The sequence below is a fragment of the Helicobacter sp. MIT 21-1697 genome (assembly GCF_026241255.1).
In the GTDB taxonomy this organism is placed as follows: Bacteria; Campylobacterota; Campylobacteria; order Campylobacterales; family Helicobacteraceae; genus Helicobacter_C.
This window is the reverse complement of the sequence record NZ_JAPHNC010000002.1, coordinates 265,967-282,283: the sequence shown is the minus strand read 5'-3', so window position 1 is coordinate 282,283 and position 16,317 is coordinate 265,967. Positions and strand designations below refer to the sequence as shown.

15 protein-coding genes are annotated in these 16,317 nt (G+C 37.7%); 9 read left to right on the top strand and 6 right to left on the bottom strand.

Going from position 1 to position 16,317, the window contains the following annotated elements:
- Positions 1 to 6: 6 nt before the first annotated feature.
- From OQH61_RS03345 to OQH61_RS03320, 6 genes are all read left to right on the top strand, one after another.
- Positions 7 to 675, top strand: a complete 669-nt coding sequence (locus OQH61_RS03345; protein ID WP_266025865.1) for a YggS family pyridoxal phosphate-dependent enzyme — start codon at positions 7 to 9, stop codon at positions 673 to 675.
- Positions 672 to 1,058 carry a hypothetical protein gene (locus OQH61_RS03340; RefSeq protein WP_266025864.1) on the top strand — a complete coding sequence of 129 codons (387 nt, stop codon included), beginning with the start codon at positions 672 to 674 and terminating at the stop codon, positions 1,056 to 1,058. The genes OQH61_RS03345 and OQH61_RS03340 overlap by 4 nt, the downstream gene beginning before the upstream one ends.
- A 24-nt stretch (positions 1,059 to 1,082) precedes the next feature.
- Positions 1,083 to 2,357 carry a DUF3298 and DUF4163 domain-containing protein gene (locus OQH61_RS03335; protein ID WP_266025863.1) on the top strand — a complete coding sequence of 425 codons (1,275 nt, stop codon included), beginning with the start codon at positions 1,083 to 1,085 and terminating at the stop codon, positions 2,355 to 2,357.
- Positions 2,358 to 2,381: 24 nt separating this feature from the next.
- Complete coding sequence (locus OQH61_RS03330; protein WP_266025862.1) at positions 2,382 to 3,125, top strand: YaaA family protein; 744 nt, start codon at positions 2,382 to 2,384, stop codon at positions 3,123 to 3,125.
- A gap of 74 nt (positions 3,126 to 3,199) precedes the next feature.
- Positions 3,200 to 4,999, top strand: a complete 1,800-nt coding sequence (oadA, locus tag OQH61_RS03325) for a sodium-extruding oxaloacetate decarboxylase subunit alpha (protein WP_266025861.1) — start codon at positions 3,200 to 3,202, stop codon at positions 4,997 to 4,999.
- Between the two features lie 15 nt (positions 5,000 to 5,014).
- The gene (locus OQH61_RS03320; protein ID WP_266025860.1) at positions 5,015 to 6,157 is read left to right on the top strand and encodes an aminotransferase class V-fold PLP-dependent enzyme; all 1,143 of its coding nucleotides are present in this window, start codon (positions 5,015 to 5,017) and stop codon (positions 6,155 to 6,157) included.
- On the opposite strand, the gene carB is transcribed toward OQH61_RS03320, so the two are convergent.
- The 6 genes from carB to OQH61_RS03290 all read right to left on the bottom strand — a co-directional run bounded on the left by carB (position 6,154) and on the right by OQH61_RS03290 (position 12,333).
- Complete coding sequence (gene carB / locus OQH61_RS03315) at positions 6,154 to 9,522, bottom strand: carbamoyl-phosphate synthase large subunit (RefSeq protein ID WP_266025859.1); 3,369 nt, start codon at positions 9,520 to 9,522, stop codon at positions 6,154 to 6,156. The genes OQH61_RS03320 and carB overlap by 4 nt on opposite strands.
- 90 nt (positions 9,523 to 9,612) lie before the next feature.
- A complete protein-coding gene (locus OQH61_RS03310; protein WP_266025858.1) occupies positions 9,613 to 9,966 on the bottom strand; it encodes a hypothetical protein in 354 nt (117 codons plus the stop codon).
- Positions 9,967 to 9,973: 7 nt separating this feature from the next.
- Positions 9,974 to 10,192: a hypothetical protein gene (locus OQH61_RS03305; protein WP_266025857.1), complete on the bottom strand. Its 219-nt coding sequence runs from the start codon at positions 10,190 to 10,192 to the stop codon at positions 9,974 to 9,976.
- Positions 10,193 to 10,200: 8 nt separating this feature from the next.
- On the bottom strand, positions 10,201 to 11,055 hold the full coding sequence (purU, locus tag OQH61_RS03300; protein ID WP_266025856.1) for a formyltetrahydrofolate deformylase: 855 nt from the start codon (positions 11,053 to 11,055) through the stop codon (positions 10,201 to 10,203).
- Positions 11,052 to 11,936 (bottom strand): signal peptide peptidase SppA, encoded by an 885-nt coding sequence (sppA, locus tag OQH61_RS03295; RefSeq protein WP_266025855.1) that lies wholly within the window; start codon positions 11,934 to 11,936, stop codon positions 11,052 to 11,054. The genes purU and sppA overlap by 4 nt, the downstream gene beginning before the upstream one ends.
- Before the next feature lie 16 nt (positions 11,937 to 11,952).
- Positions 11,953 to 12,333 carry a RidA family protein gene (locus tag OQH61_RS03290; RefSeq protein ID WP_266025854.1) on the bottom strand — a complete coding sequence of 127 codons (381 nt, stop codon included), beginning with the start codon at positions 12,331 to 12,333 and terminating at the stop codon, positions 11,953 to 11,955.
- Between the two features lie 69 nt (positions 12,334 to 12,402).
- Between OQH61_RS03290 and OQH61_RS03285 the strand changes: the two genes are divergently transcribed.
- From OQH61_RS03285 to OQH61_RS03275, 3 genes are all read left to right on the top strand, one after another.
- Positions 12,403 to 12,870 (top strand): hypothetical protein, encoded by a 468-nt coding sequence (locus tag OQH61_RS03285; RefSeq protein WP_266025853.1) that lies wholly within the window; start codon positions 12,403 to 12,405, stop codon positions 12,868 to 12,870.
- Positions 12,871 to 12,954: 84 nt separating this feature from the next.
- Positions 12,955 to 15,522, top strand: coding sequence for a flagellar hook-associated protein FlgL (flgL, locus tag OQH61_RS03280; protein ID WP_266025852.1), 2,568 nt, complete (start codon positions 12,955 to 12,957; stop codon positions 15,520 to 15,522).
- Positions 15,519 to 16,277 (top strand): polysaccharide deacetylase family protein, encoded by a 759-nt coding sequence (locus OQH61_RS03275; RefSeq protein WP_266025851.1) that lies wholly within the window; start codon positions 15,519 to 15,521, stop codon positions 16,275 to 16,277. The genes flgL and OQH61_RS03275 overlap by 4 nt, the downstream gene beginning before the upstream one ends.
- Positions 16,278 to 16,317 lie beyond the last annotated feature (40 nt).

Sequence of the window (16,317 nt, the reverse complement as noted above, 5' to 3'; positions counted from 1 at the left end):
GAGAGAATGTTGGCTTTGAATCTTGAAAGGGTTTTGCGCCGCATTGAACGCGCCCGATTAGCCTATGATGCTCATCAAATCATTTCTCTTGTGGCAGTGAGTAAATACCAAAGTGAAGCACATATTCGTGCTCTTTATGAATATGGGCAAAGAGCGTTTGGTGAAAACAAAGTGCAGGATTTACGCACTAAGAGTGAATCTTTAAGTGATTTGCCCATAGAGTGGCATTTTATCGGCTCATTGCAAGAAAATAAAATCAATACACTTCTTAACCTGCAACCTAGTCTTTTACATAGCCTAGATTCCCTTAAGCTTGCTAATGCTGTGCAAAAGCGACTAGGAGAGCGAAAGATTCGCGCATTGCTTCAAGTGAATGCGGCAAATGAGGCAAGCAAAAGTGGTGTAAGCATAGAATCTGCCAAAGATATATATGAGCAAATTTGCGCTACTTGTCCAAATGTCAAACTTGAGGGTATAATGAGTATTGGAGCGCATAGCGATGATAGAGCACTGATAGAGCGTAGCTTCAAATTAACGCGCGATGTGTTTGATTCTCTTAAGCCAAATGGTGCGAAGATTCTCTCTATGGGTATGAGTGGGGATTTTGAAATAGCGATTGCTTATGGAGCAAATCTTGTGCGGATTGGTTCAAAACTATTTGAGGAGGTAAGATGAGGGCTTTGTGGTTTGTAGGATTATGTGTGTGCAGTCTTTTGGCACAAAATCAACAGCTCACACAAATTATGCGAGATATGGAATATGCAATGGATAGAATGGAGAGGGGATTTTTATATAACAGAAAAGAATGGATTAATGAGGGACTCAAAGACTTTAAGGCACTCAATAAGAAATTGCTACATATTGACCCTAATACTTATCTTGGAGCACAAAGACGTAGGGACATAAATGTCGTAACAAGCGTTTTAAATAGAAATGAGGAAAATATTGAGGCAATGGAGCGATTTTTAAAACGTGATGAATTTGTTGAGAGTGCAGGCGCGTATGGACGAATTTTAAGAGGCTGTATGAGTTGCCATATCGTTTCACGCGGTTGGTAGCTATTTGAACCCAAAGAGGATACTATGAGATTTTTGATTGTCGTGCAGATTGTTTTAGGGATTTTTTTGCATTTAGCTTTGGTAGGTTGTGGGGATTCAAAAGATTCTCAAAGCATAGAATCTACTCAAGTAGAGCAAGATAAGGAGTTGGCACAAAAGAGTGAGATGACACAAACTAAAGATTTTGCCTCTGTGCGAGAGTTGCTAGGATTACAAGCAAATAGCAGTGCTTTTTATGTGCTTAAGGGCAAAGTAGGCGATAAGGAGCAAGTGGCATATTTCTCTCTTTTACATAGAGAAAGTGATACGGGAGATGAAATTTTTGGCGGGCAAGATTCGCAAGAGTCGCCTTTATATGCTTTTATAGAATTACCAAATGTGTGGAATGAAGCATTGGGTGTTGATGAATATATTTCATTTGCGCTTAACTCACAAAAGATGACTTTGAGTAAAGATGAGAGAGGGCTTTTGCATATAAGTGGTGTGTGGCAAAGCGACTTTGGAGATAAAGCACAACAAAGTGAAGAAAAACAATGGGAGCAAAAAAGTTATTTTAAAGACATGACTTTTGAGTTCATACAAGATAGCTCTTTGCCTTTGAGTGAAGTGGTTTTCACACAAGGAAAATATAGTGAATCTCTCAAAAGAGCCGATGAGGAAATAGTTTCTTTTGAATCTAGCTATATTAAACCTATTGTGTTGCCCTTGCATACTAAGCTTGAGAGCAAAATTATAGAGCGGCTTAATGCGCAGTTTGCACAAGGGGCAAAAGATGTGCCAGAATTACAACAGAAGCTTAAAGATTTAGCCAAGCAGGATTTTAGAACATATAGCCAAGAAGAGGAAAAGTTTAATGCAGAGTATCAGCAAAGTTACAGCGTGAGTTTTATAGATTCTTATATTCTCACATTTAATACATTTTCTTATGTGTATGCAGGCGGAGCACACGGAGTGTGGGGCAATGAAATGGAAAGCTATTCCTTGCACAATGGTGAGAGACTTTCAAACAAGATTGAGGATATATTTACTCTCAATGAGCAGAATAAAAACGCACTTTTGCGCACACTCACGCAAAAATTAGATAGCCCAAAGTATAAAGAGAGGCTTTTTGAGGGGAGCTTACCACTTAAAGCATTACCGCAAACCTTTTTTATTACATCTCAAGGCATAAATTTCGTGTGGCATACTTATGAGATTGCTCCTTATGTCCAAGGAGAGATAAGTGTAAGCATTACATATGAGGATTTGAAACCTTTTGCCAATCCTGCCTCACCTTATGCGTATTTGTTTGGTTTATAGAAAATGTGGTTTGCAGAATAAAAGATGAGTATAAAAATTCTCTTTAGCCCAAGTGAGGGTAAAAATAATCCACAAAACATACTCAAGCATAAAGATTATATGCCCTTAGAATCTAAGCTAGATTCTAAAGCAGTGCGTGAATATGTAGCCTTTTTGCAAACTGCAAGCGAACAAGAAATAGCTACACTTTTTGGTAGCAAAACACTTCATATTGAGGAGCTAAGCTTGGCGCAAAATCTCTTCAATGTGCCGTGTATAGAATCTATTAGGCTTTATAACGGCGTGGGTTATAAGGCACTTGATTTTGAAAGTTTGCCTCATCAGGCACAAGTGTATTTGTATCAGAATCTTTATATTTTTAGCAATCTTTTTGGCGCAGTGAGAGCAGATGAGAGGATTCCTTATTATAATTTACATCAAGGCAAGGGTAAAGGTGCATTTGCACTCAAAAATCTCTATAAGCACTTAAAACCTGTGATTGATGAGGTTTTAAGTGGGCAAGAAGTGCTTGATTTACGCGCAGAAGCATATATGAAGGTTTATGAATGTAAATGTGCAAAACATTATGCTCAAATTGTATTTTTAAAAGATAGCAAGAAGGTAAGCCATTATGCGAAGTTTTATCGTGGCATTTATGCGCGTGCAGTGGCACAAAATGGAATTTCTCATCTTGATGAATTAGTGAGATTAGAAATTGAAAATTTACATTTATGTGAGTGCTCTCACACACAAAATGCTACAATATTGACTTATGAGGTATCCTCTTAGTATATTTTTAGCATTTATAATGCTAAATGCGATAAAATCTATAATAATGAACAATCCAATGAGAAGGTGAGATTATGATAAAAATCACAGAAAATAGTTTGCGAGATGGACATCAGTCGCTTTTGGCTACTCGTATGCGCACACAAGACTTGCTTGAGGCAGCAAAGATTTTTGATTCTATTGGCTTTCATAGCGTGGAAGTATGGGGTGGAGCGACTTATGATACTTGTTTGCGCTATCTCAAAGAAGACCCGTTTGAGCGATTGAATGAATTTAAAAAAGTTTTTGTTAAAACACCATTGCAAATGCTTTTACGAGGACAGAATCTTATAGGTTATCGGCATTATGCTGATGATGTAGTTGAGGAATTTGTGAGGCTTTCAAGCGAAGCAGGTATGGATATTTTTAGAATCTTTGATGCTTTTAATGATGCGCGTAATCTTAAAACTTCTATTGAAAGTGTCAAAAAATATGGCAAACACGCACAAGGAGCGATTTGCTATACAACTTCACCGGTGCATACGATTACAAGTTTTGTAGAATATGCAAAAGAGCTTGTTGCAATGGGTTGTGATTCTATTGCTATTAAAGATATGGCAGGCTTGCTTACACCCTTTGCAGCGTATGACTTGGTAAAAGCACTTAAAGAAGAACTAGGTGTATATTTATGTTTGCATACGCATTCAACTGCTGGTTTTGCATTTGGCGCGCATTTAAAGGCAGTTGAAGCGGGGGTTGATGTGTTGGATTTAGCAAATTCGGCTTTGAGTGAAGGCACGAGCCACCCTTGCACACAATCTATGGTTGCCACACTTAAAGGCACAGAGTGGGATAGTGGGCTTGATATTGCACCTATGGAGGCGGCTGCAGAAATCTTGCGTAAAAACCGCCGCAAATATAAAAAGTTTGAATCTCAATATAATCAAATTGATACGCGTGTGCTTGTCAATCAGATTCCCGGTGGTATGATTTCAAATATGGCAAATCAGCTCAAAGAGCAAAATGCTCTTGATAGAATGGACGAAGTGATGAATGAAATTCCAAATGTAAGGGCAGATTTTGGCTATGTGCCTTTAGTTACACCATCAAGTCAGATTGTCGGTACTCAAGCTGTGCTTAATGTGCTTATGGGAGAACGATACAAGACAATCACGACTGAAACGCGCAATGTTGTTAAAGGCTTATATGGACGCACACCCGCACCCTTAAGTGAAATATTGGTCAAAAAAGTTTTAAGCGAGGGTGAGGAGATTGTTCAGGTGCGTCCTGCAGATTTACTTTCTCCTGAACTTAAAAGAGCACAAGAAGAAAGCGCAGAATTTGCTAAAAGTGCGCAAGATGTTATATCTTATGCAATGTTTGGGGCTATTGCGCAAACATTTTTGCAAGAACGCAATGCAAATGCACTTAACCCTGAACCTTTAGAATCTTATGAAGAAAGATGTGATGATAAACTGCCTAAAGAATTTGAGATTGTTGTCAATGGGGAGCATTATGCTATTAAAATTGAGGGCAGTGGGGAAAAAACTGATGAGGTGCGTCCATTTTTTATACGCGTTGATGGAGAGCTTAAAGAGGTATTTGTGGAGAGTGTTTGCACCTCTTTGGAAGGCAAGATTATCAAAGAGCAAAAAGTTGGAGCTTTGCCTCAAGCAACTGCACCGGGACACGCTAAATCTCCAATGCCCGGCACACTCACAAAGATTAAAGTGCAAGTAGGTGATAAAGTTAGACAAGGCGATACACTAGCGATTGTGGAAGCTATGAAAATGGAAAATGAAGTGCTTTCTCCCATTGATGGCGTAGTAAAAGAAATTTATGCCACTCAAGGTATGCAAGTAGGCAGTGATGTAGCGATTATGTTGCTAGGATAAAGCAATCATTTTGCAATGATTTACCTTGACAATGCCGCTACCTCCTTTCCTAAACCATCAAGCGTGGTTGAGGCGGTAAATGCTTATCTCACACATATTGGAGGCTCTCCTGCTCGGAGCGCACATTCTCTCTCCATAGAATCTGGGCGGATTCTCTATGAAGCGCGGGTAGGTTTGGCAGAATTGCTAGAACAAAAAAGTGAGGAGCGTATCATATTTGGTGCGAATGCAACTTTTATGCTTAATAGCGCACTATATGGCTTGCTTAAAAAAGGCGATAGAGTGCTTACTACGACATTAGAGCATAATAGTGTCTTGCGTCCGCTTGAAAATTTAAGGCAAAAATATGGTATTACGCTTGAGTTTATTCAGTGCTCGCAGACTTGTGAGCTTGATTTACACGACATAGAATCCAAACTCAAAGGCGCAAGAGCTTTTATATGCGTGTATGCAAATAATGTAAGCGGTGCAGTGTTGCCTATTGAGGAAATTTATAAACTTTGTATGAAACATAAAGTGATATTTATCCTTGATGCTTCTCAGGCTGTGGGCTCTTTGCCCCTAAAGGCTACAAATGCAGATATTATTTGCGCTTCTTGTCATAAAGGTTTATATGCACCAAGTGCGCTTGGGTTTATGAGTTTGAATCCTCATTTTGATGAGGAACTTTTGGAGAGTTTTATACAAGGGGGAAGTGGCTCATTAAGTGAGGAAATTGTGCAGCCTTGTATGCTACCTGATAAATATGAGAGTGGCACGCCCAATATGTGTGCGATTGCTGGGCTTAGGGCTGGGCTTGAATGGATAAAAGAGCAAGGTATGGAGCAAATCTATGCCCACAAAATGAAATTGCGGCAATATCTCTATGAGGGGCTAAAATCTATTGAGGGTATAAAGGTGTATGAGATAGAAAGCAAGCAGTGTGTTGGGAATCTTGCCTTTAATATTGAGGGTATGTATCCTTCAGAAGTGGGGTTAAGGCTTGATAGGGAATTTGGGATTCTCACACGCGTGGGATTACATTGCTCACCGCTTACACATAAGAGTATAGGGAGCTTTGCTTGTGGAGGGAGTATTCGTTTGAGTGTTGGCGCGTTTAATACAACTCAAGAGATTGAGCGCACCTTAGAGGCGATTAAAAACATTGCTAAGACTTAGTGCAAATAATCTTGTAAAGCATATGCTTCATTCATATTGCTATTTTGTATTTCTTTGATAGCCTCAATGGCTACACGCGCTGCTGATAGTGTAGTAAAATAGGGAATAGAGTTTTTAATAATATGTGTGCGGATAAGATGCGTGTCTTCTTTATGGGAATGCTGATCGCTTGTGTTGATAGCAAGGCTAATTTGGTTATTCATCATACTATCAATGATATTTGGACGCCCTTCACTTACTTTAAGAATATGCGTAGATTCAATATTGTTTTCGCGCAAAATGCGATATGTTCCTTCCGTTGCACAAATTGAGAATCCAAGCTTAATAAATCCGCGTGCAAGCGCAATACCTTCCTTTTTGTCAATATTTGCAAGTGATAAGAAAATCTCCCCTTGAGTAGGCAGTGTATTTTTGCACGCTAATTGACTTTTTGCAAAACTCAAGCCAAAGCTTTTGCCAATCCCCATAACTTCCCCTGTGCTTTTCATCTCTGGTCCGAGCGAAAGTTCTGCACCCACAAGTTTATTAAATGGAAAAACAGATTCTTTAAGGCAAACATAATGCAGGGCTTTGGGCTTAAAGATATGAGATGTGAAATCAATTTTATTGTATTTGTCATAAAAGCATAAAGCTTCATAAAGAATACTTTGCTGTGTATTTTGAGCAAAGGTGCTTGAATCTTGTGTAGAATCTATATTGTGTGATGTGTGTTGCACAAAGTGATTCCACATAACTCGCGTAGCAACTTTTGCTAGAGGGATACCTGTTGCCTTGCTCACAAATGGAACGGTGCGACTTGCGCGTGGATTGACTTCAATGAGATAGAGATTTTCATTATAAATAGCATATTGCACATTCATAAGCCCCACTACACCAAGCTTGAGGGCTATTTTTGCTGTTGTTTGTTCAATCTCATCTAATAAAGTTTTGCTGATATTCATAGTTGGTAATGAGCTTGCGCTATCGCCACTATGAATCCCCGCTTCCTCAATATGTTCCATAATCCCGCCAATATAGACACTCTTTCCATCACTGATACAATCTACATCAAGCTCAATAGCGTATTCAAGGAATTTGTCAATAAGCACAGGCGAACTATCGCTCACTGCTATCACTTCGTCCATATAATGTTTAAGCTCATCATCATCATATACGATACGCATTGCTCTCCCGCCAAGTACATAGCTAGGACGCACGAGCACGGGAAAACCAATTGTGTGAGCAACTAAATAGGCTTGTTCTTTTTCAAAAGCAATGCCATTTTGAGGTTGCTTTAAACCTAAATCATTCACAAATTTGGCAAATTTTTCCCTATCTTCTGCTATATCAATGACTTTCGCACTTGTACCGATAATGTGAGCATTGATTTTGGTAAGAGAATGGGCAAGTTTAAGTGGCGTTTGTCCTCCTAAATGCACAATAATACCATCGGGTTTTTCTCGTTCAATGACTGCTCTTACGCGCTCAAAATCAATAGGCTCAAAATAAAGCACATCACTTGTGTCATAATCTGTGCTCACGGTTTCTGGATTGCAATTATACATAATACTTTGCACATTGAGGTCGGCTAAAGCAAAACTTGAATGCACACAGCAATAATCAAACTCAATGCCTTGTCCAATGCGGTTAGGTCCTCCGCCAATAATCATTACTTTTTGCAATTTAGCTTTTGGCGATAAATGCGGAGGCTGCGAAAACTCGCTACGAGCTGAATGTTCCACGATAGATTCAAAGTTGCCGATTGTGGAATACAAATAAGGCGTAAGGCTAGGGAACTCCGCAGCACAAGTATCTACTTCATTATAACGAGGTATAATGCCTAGTCGCTCTCTTGCTTGATAAACTTCAGATTCACTAAGTTCTACATTTTCATTGACTTTAAGCCAATGAGCTATCATCTTATCACTAAAACCATAGCTTTTAATCTGTTTCATAAGGGAATTATCATTGAGAATCTCTGCGCTGATAAGCTTTTCCATTGCGACAATTTCATAAATTTGATGCAAAAACCATTTATCAATTTTGCATAGCTCATACACTTCATCAATACTCATATCTTTTCTAAAGCCATCTGCAATATAAAGTAAGCGGTTGGCATTAGGGCGGCGGATTTCTTTTTTGATGAGTTCTATATCAGTGCAAATATGATTAAAACCAGAAATACCTGTTTCAAGACTGCACAATGCTTTTTGCAGAGATTCTTTAAAAGTGCCACCAATAGCCATAACTTCTCCGATAGACTTCATACTTGTGGTAAGTGTGGAATCTGCTTTGGGAAATTTCTCAAAGGTAAAGCGCGGAATCTTAGTAACGATGTAGTCAATACTTGGCTCAAAGCTCGCTGGTGTACCTGTAATATCATTTTTAATCTCATCAAGTGAGAATCCAACTGCAAGCATTGTGGCGACTTTGGCAATAGGGTAACCTGTGGCTTTACTTGCAAGGGCAGAGGAGCGCGATACGCGTGGATTCATCTCAATAACGGTCATTCTGCCATTTTGAGGATTTATAGCAAATTGTACATTGCTGCCACCTGTATCTACACCAATTTCTCGTAAAATCTTAAAACTTGCATCACGCATTCGTTGGTATTCTTTATCTGTAAGCGTGAGAGCTGGAGCAATTGTGATAGAATCTCCTGTATGAACGCCCATAGGGTCAAGATTCTCAATGCTACAAACAATAATACAATTATCATTTTTATCGCGTATGACTTCCATTTCATACTCTTTCCACCCAAGTAGAGATTCCTCAATTAAAATTTCATTAATCGGGCTTGTCTCTAAACCATTTTTTGCCACTACTTTAAATTCATCAATATTATATGCCACACCGCTTCCACCACCAGCAAGAGTGTAGCTTGCACGAATAATAAGGGGGAATCCAATCTCTTTTGCTGCTTCAAATGCTTCTTCTTCTGTATAAGCATAGCGAGATTTAGGCAAATCCATACCAATTTTTAGCATCGCTTCTTTGAAAGCTTGCCTATCTTCTCCTTTTTTTATTGCCTCTGGATTTGCTCCTAAGAATTTTATGCCATCTAACATACCTTTTTCAAACATTTTCATAGCGACATTAAGCGCAGTTTGTCCCCCCATTGTAGGCAATATCGCATCAACCTTTTCTTTAGCGATAATATTTGCAATGATTTCTTCTGTGATAGGTTCTATATAGGTGCGGTCTGCGAAATCAGGGTCAGTCATAATAGTGGCTGGATTAGAATTAATAAGCACCACACGATAACCCAAACTTTTAAGTGTTTTTACTGCCTGTGTGCCCGAATAGTCAAATTCACAAGCTTGTCCTATAACAATAGGTCCTGAACCAATAAGTAAAATTGTCCGAATATCAGTGCGTTTGGGCATAAAAATCCTTCGTTTGTGCTTTAATGCGTGGGATTATACCTAAAAAGTGCTTAAAATTACTCGTGGCTTTGTGGTAAATGTGTATGAAGATTAAAGGTGGAAAGATTCTATAAAATTTATAAAAGAAGCAGGGAGCAATGGAAAAATATGTGTTTTAATATATATGCCAAACTCATTCCAAAGGAGTGTGATGAGCCATATCCATAAGGCAAAGCTCAGAATCCAAGAAATACTCCAAGATATAAAAAATATTATGTGCGACAAACCTTTATAGAGGCTATCAATGATTTTTGTAAATAATGATTTATGCTTTGATTGTCTGCGTTTTGGTCTATTAAGCAGGGCTTTTTTACGCAAAATAAATCGTTCTTTGAGACTTAAGGGTTGATGCGATGAGTGGGAATGACTCTTTGTTTTTTTAGCAATTTTAGTAGGACGGGGCATAATGCTCTCACAAAATAGGTTTAACAAGCCACACATAAAGAGCAAATGCCGCTAAAAGTCGTAGTGGTAGGGCAAGGCGGAGTGTGTAAAAATGCCGAGCAAAAAGAGCGTTTGTATGCTTAGGAGGCTTCAACCCAAAAAAAAGATAAATAATCCATTGCAACGCATAAAAAATCCCAATACACACATCAATAAGAACTTCAATGTATGTGCCTGAATTGTTCATTATTATGCCTAAAATATAATTGTTTTGTTGCCATAGACGAAGATTCTATCTTCTAAGGCAAGTGTAAGGGCACGAGAGAGGACGATTTTTTCAATATCGCGTCCTGCTTTTTGCATATCCTGCCACGAATGGCTGTGATTGATATGAATAATATCTTGTGTGATAATAGGTCCCTCATCAAGATTCTCATTGACAAAATGTGCAGTTGCACCAATGAGTTTTACACCGCGTTCATAGGCTTGTTTGTATGGATTTGCTCCGATGAATGCAGGAAGAAAGCTGTGATGAATATTGATAATTTTATTTTCAAAATGTTGGGTAAAATCACTAGTGAGAATCCGCATATATTTAGCGAGCACAAGATAAGCACTATCAAAATGAGAAATGACCTTTAAAAGCTGTGATTCGTGAGCTTTGCGACTTTGATTTTCTGCTGGGATATGAAAAAAGGGTATATAGAACTTATCTGCAAGTGGCTTTAGGGTTTCATAATTGCTAATAATTGCTTGGATATGTGCATTCAGTTCGCCACTATCATACTTTAAGAGCAAATCGCCAACGCAATGATTTTCTTTTGTGCAGAGAATAATAATATTTTTTTTGCAAACAGGCTGAATCTTAAGGGTGCTATCAGAGGGCAAGATTGCTTGAAGTTTGGCATTGAGCATTGCATCATCTACCTCGCCACATATATGTGTGCGCATAAAAAAATGTTCGTTTTCCTTATCTACATATTCATCATTGCGTTCAATATTGAGCCCAAGTTCATAGAGCACCGATGAGATATGATAAATAAGACCTTTTTTATCAGGTGCGCTAATGAGGATAATGCGCTGCGTATGAGGGATATGGAGAGTGTTCATAAAGATGTTTTGAGTTTAGGTGCGCTCAATGAGAGAATCTTTGAGCTTGCAGAATCTAAAAATTTATCCATATAGGCTTCAAATTTATCTTTTTTGAGCCATATCACTTCCTTTACACCTGTGCGCTGTTGTAAGGCAGCGACTGCCTCTTGCATTGAGCCAATCTTGTCAATTAATCCAAGTTGCAAAGCTTTTTGCGCAGAGAATATCTTGCCTTCAGCAAATTCGTGGTAATCTGTGCTTGTAAGTTGTGATGAACGCGCTTTGATAACATCTTGATAAAATAAAGTATATTGCTCTTGAATCAGATTTTCAAGAAATTGTTTTTCCTCCGCATTCCATTGACGCATCATTGTACCTACTTCTTTGTATGTTCCTGCTTTAATACCTTGTTCTTTAATACCAATTTTTCCCATAAGATCCTCTATATTGAATCCGCTAAAGATAACGCCAATAGAGCCAAGTAATGCTCCACGATTGGCATAAATTTCATTTGCATACATACCTGCATAGTAGCTTCCACTTGCCATTGAGCCTTGCACATAGGCAATAAGGGGCATTTTTTGAGCTAATGCTTTTATCATATCAGCGATTTCAATACTCGCACCTACTGCTCCACCAGGCGAGTCAATAATAAGAAGTACTCCTTTGATATTTTTATTTTTTGTAATTTTTTCAATTTGTGCCGCAAAACTTTCACTCTCATAAATAGGCATAGTAAGATAAAGTTTAGCAAGATTGGGAGAGTGAGAAGTATCTTCATCATTGCTAGGTGCAATAATAAGAAGCACAATAAATATAAACACCAATGCTTTAAAATATTTATTGATAAAATCAAGTGGAGCTGTAAAAATACGAGCGATGTTTCGCAAATCATTCATTGTGAATCCTTAAAGATTAGAGTATGGCTATACATTCAATTTCCACAAGTGCATTTTTTGGAAGACTTTTAACAGCAATCGTGCTTCGTGCAGGTTTATGCGAGCCAAAATATTGAGCATAGACTTCATTGAGTGCATTGAAGTGATTCATATCACTTAGAAAAACACTTGTTTTGATGACTTTTTGTAAACTGCTTCCTGCAGATTCTAAAATGGCTTTGAGATTTTCAAGCACCTGTGTGCTTTGAGCAGTAATATCACCATTTACAAAATCACCTTGTGGGGTGAGAGCTATTTGCCCTGAAGTGTAAATAATGCCATTATAAATTTGTGCTTGAGAGTAAGGACCAATAGCTTGTGGAGCATTTGGTGTGCTAACTGATGAACTTGTTTGCATAAAAATCCTTTAAAGAGTAAAAATTAGGCTATAATTCTATCATTAAAGTCTAAATCATAGGGGGCAAAAATGCATATAAAGGGTATATTAATAGCTATGGTTACAAGTGTGGCAGTAATATGGGCGGATAATATGATTCTTGATTTTGAGACAATCTCACGCATAGAGTTAAACCTCAAATCTAATCAAACATTAATGATTGACCATAAGCGAGGCGTGTTGTTAGGTATTATGGAAATAAGTCCTAGCGGAGCAGTGAAGCAATTACCAATTCCACCTGAATTGCTCGGTAAAAGTGAGGCTGATATAATGGGTGATGCAAAACCAAAATATGATAAAACAACAAGTCATTTTGGTGGCTCACCTACGACTTTTTATCACAAAAATATCAAGGGTAAAGCAAAAATACCAAGTGGTAATGAAAAAGGTGTAGAAGATCTCAAAAAGGGCACAAAGAAACGTGAAGGCAATATGGAATGGGATAAAAGCAAGATTATTTACGAACAGCAAGAACAAATTCTTGATGTTTTGCGCTGAAATTGAGAAAAGAATTTGCAAAAAGGTATTGTTTTTGCTTAAAATGCCGATGTAAAGAGATGAAACTAAAAGTAAGGAACAAAGATGAGGGTTACATTTGGCACAAAATATAACCAAATGAATTATTATCAAGGCACGATGCAAAGTAAGCTTATGGATATGAATACTAAAATTGCTTCGGGGCTCAAGATTCAATATGGCTACCAAGATAGTAGCGTGTTTAATCAGAATCTAAAACTTGAATATGAAAAAGTCAATCTTGACCAAGGTATTGATGTAGGTAATGATGCCTATACTTCTACGCTTAATACTGATAAAGCCCTTTCCGAGCTTTCCCAAACTGCCGAGCAATTCAATACTAAGCTTATTCAGGCTGCAAATGATATACATTCTCCAACTTCTCGCGAGGCAATCGCTAGAGACTTAGAAAAGCTCAAAGAGCATATGATTAATATCGCTAATACTTCTATTGGAGGCGAATTTCTTTTTGCAGGAAGTAATGTAAAGATTCGTCCTTTTGACCCTGATGGCACATATAAGGGCAATAATGAAACATTAGAGGCTTTGGTAAGCAATAATAACCCTATACCTTACAATATCACTGGAGGAGAGTTGTTTTTTGGGCGAGATTCTGACCATCATAAGAGTATTACGACTAATATTCGTAAATTCAACCAAACCAAGCTCAATAATGATATTATGGATAGAATCAAAAGGGGCGATATTCCAGAGGAAGTATATATCAAAGCGGGGGATACTTTGCGAGATTTGCTTGGAGATAATGATGATGATACGAGCAATAATGGTAAGGAATACTTTTATTTGCGCGGTGTTCGTCCAGATGGCACAAGTTTTAAGAGCAAGTTTGATTTTGATGTGGGTTATAAAAATGTTAAAAACGCTACAAAAGTGCAAGATTTGCTTGATAAGATTGGCAAAGAATTTGGCAATACAAGCAAAAATAAAGTAGTTGATGTGAATTTAAATTTTTGGGGAGAAATTGAAATTAAAAATTTACAGCCGGGCAATGCAAATTTAGATTTTCACCTTATCTCAAGCGATACAGATGTAGAGAATCTTGATGATTTGCCCTCACTTGGAGCAAGAGTTACAAGTTATCAAAAAAGTCCTTTTATGGGGCAATTTTCCCAAAGCCATCTTAAAGCCATTAAAGATAATTACGACCATCGTGATTTGAAATTTCCCTCTACATTACTTACAAAAGATAACTTTCCAGCGACTCTTAGGACAAAACTTAAAGATGTGCTTGCTGAAGATGTTAAAACACTTGTGATTGGAGGCACGCGTCCAAATAACGATGATGGCACAATCAATGAAGAATCTATTGAAGATTTAAATGTGAATATTGATGATGATATAGAAGTGCAAGATTTGCTTGCAATGATTAAAAAGCATTTTGGTGGCAAAATTGAGGGTGAGATTGTACGTGGAGAACTCATATTGCGAGATATGAATGTAACCCACAAAGATAAAGATATGATGGATTTACCATTTAATGGACCAAGCGGTTTTAGTCTTTCGCTTACTACGCTTAATGATATGGGAGTAGAGACAAAAGGCATTAGACGTGATTATCGCACCGAATATGACCAAGTAAGTTTTGATAATCAAGGTTCTAAACTTATTTCTAATGTATCGCAGATTCTTGCAAATGGTATGGGTTATGCCAATGATGAAACAAAGCTTTCTGAAGTAGCAGGAGGTAGCCTTGATGGACAGACTTATAATTTAGTATTTGATGACCATAATGGGATTCCTGTGAATGCACGCATTGAATTAAGCAATAAGGGCTCATATCTAGTGCTTCCAAATGCAGATTTTAATATGAATGACCCTAAATCTCAACAAGAATTTTTTATTCCGCTGTATAATCCACACGATGAGCCACCAGCGGTTAGTGTTACCAAAGCTGATGATGTTACCTATCGTCAGATTCTTGATGTAATCAGTGTTGCGCTTAATTATAGTAATCAGCCTATGGAACACTATCAGGCTTTACAAACACAAAATGGCGTGCCAACCCAAGATGGAAAAAATGCTTATGAAGCACTTTTAAAACAAACAAAGGGCAATGTAAGTGCGTATTTGAGCTATGATGGACGCATTGAAATTAGTGATGAAATGCGTTCTGTTTCGCGTATGAAATTTATGATGTATGATGCCTCAAGTAGTGATTTTAGTGAGCAAAGTATTCATAATCATCGTGCTTCACTTACCTTTAATGCTAATAATGCTCTTGTGATTGATCAGCCAGATGTAGATTTTTTTCGCTCACTTGATGGCATTATTGAAGCAGTCCGCGCAGGAGTATATCGCCCTGACGCCTATGGAGAAGAATACACAAGTGAAATGCGCAATAAGGGAATCCAAAATGGCATTGAACTTTTTGGACATTTAAGCGACCATATTGAAAAAATGATAGCGCTTAATGGAGCACATAGTCGCAGTTTTGAAAATACAATTAGGCGCAATGAAGTCTTGCGTGTGCAAATAGAATCTATTAAGAGCGATGTAATCGGCACAGACATTGCTCAAACCTATAATCATTTCTCTAATCTAACTACAAATTATAATGCAGTGCTTGCTTCAACAAGTAGAATCAATCAAATGTCGTTGGTAAATTATCTATGATGTGTATTCCCATACTCCGATATACCCATATTCGTGATATGCACGATTCTTATAGTGTATCTTTGGAAACTTTTGAAAAGCAGATTCAATATTTACACAAAAAGTCTTTTAGTTTTTTAAGCCTTGATGATATTATTGCCTTTAAACAAGACAATAGTCTTATTCCACGCCGATGTGTATTATTAAGCTTTGATGGAGCGTGGCGCGATGTGTATGAAAATGCTTATAAAATTATGAAACATTATTGGGTTAAAGCTGGATTATTTGTGGTAACAGAATGGGTTGATGAGGCTTCAAAGCTAACAAGCGAATATGTTGCCTTGCCTCACGAACAATGTAAAAATGCTATGTTGGATAATGCACGCAGTGTGATGTGTAATTGGGAAGAAATCCGCACAATGCAAGATGTTTTTAGTATAGGTTCAATGACGCATACCTATCAATTTTCAAACATCATTTCGCTTTCTTGGCACGAGGATTTTGAATTATCAAAGCGATTGATTAAGGAACAACTTGGTGTGCAAACAAAGCATCTTGCGTGGCCTGATGGGAATTATAATCAGGGACTACTCCGCACAGCAAAGAGTATGGGTTATGAGGCATTTTATACAATGGAAGAAGGTTTGAATCTAACCACAGAAAATAATGATGCGCTCAAACGTTATAATGCTAAAGATAGTCTTTTTTGGCTAAAAAAGGTGTTATTTGCCACTTCAAATACAAGAAATTTTAGAATTGGCAAAATATTTTTATAATCTGTGCTATAATTCAAGCTAAATTTAAGTATTGAGAGGA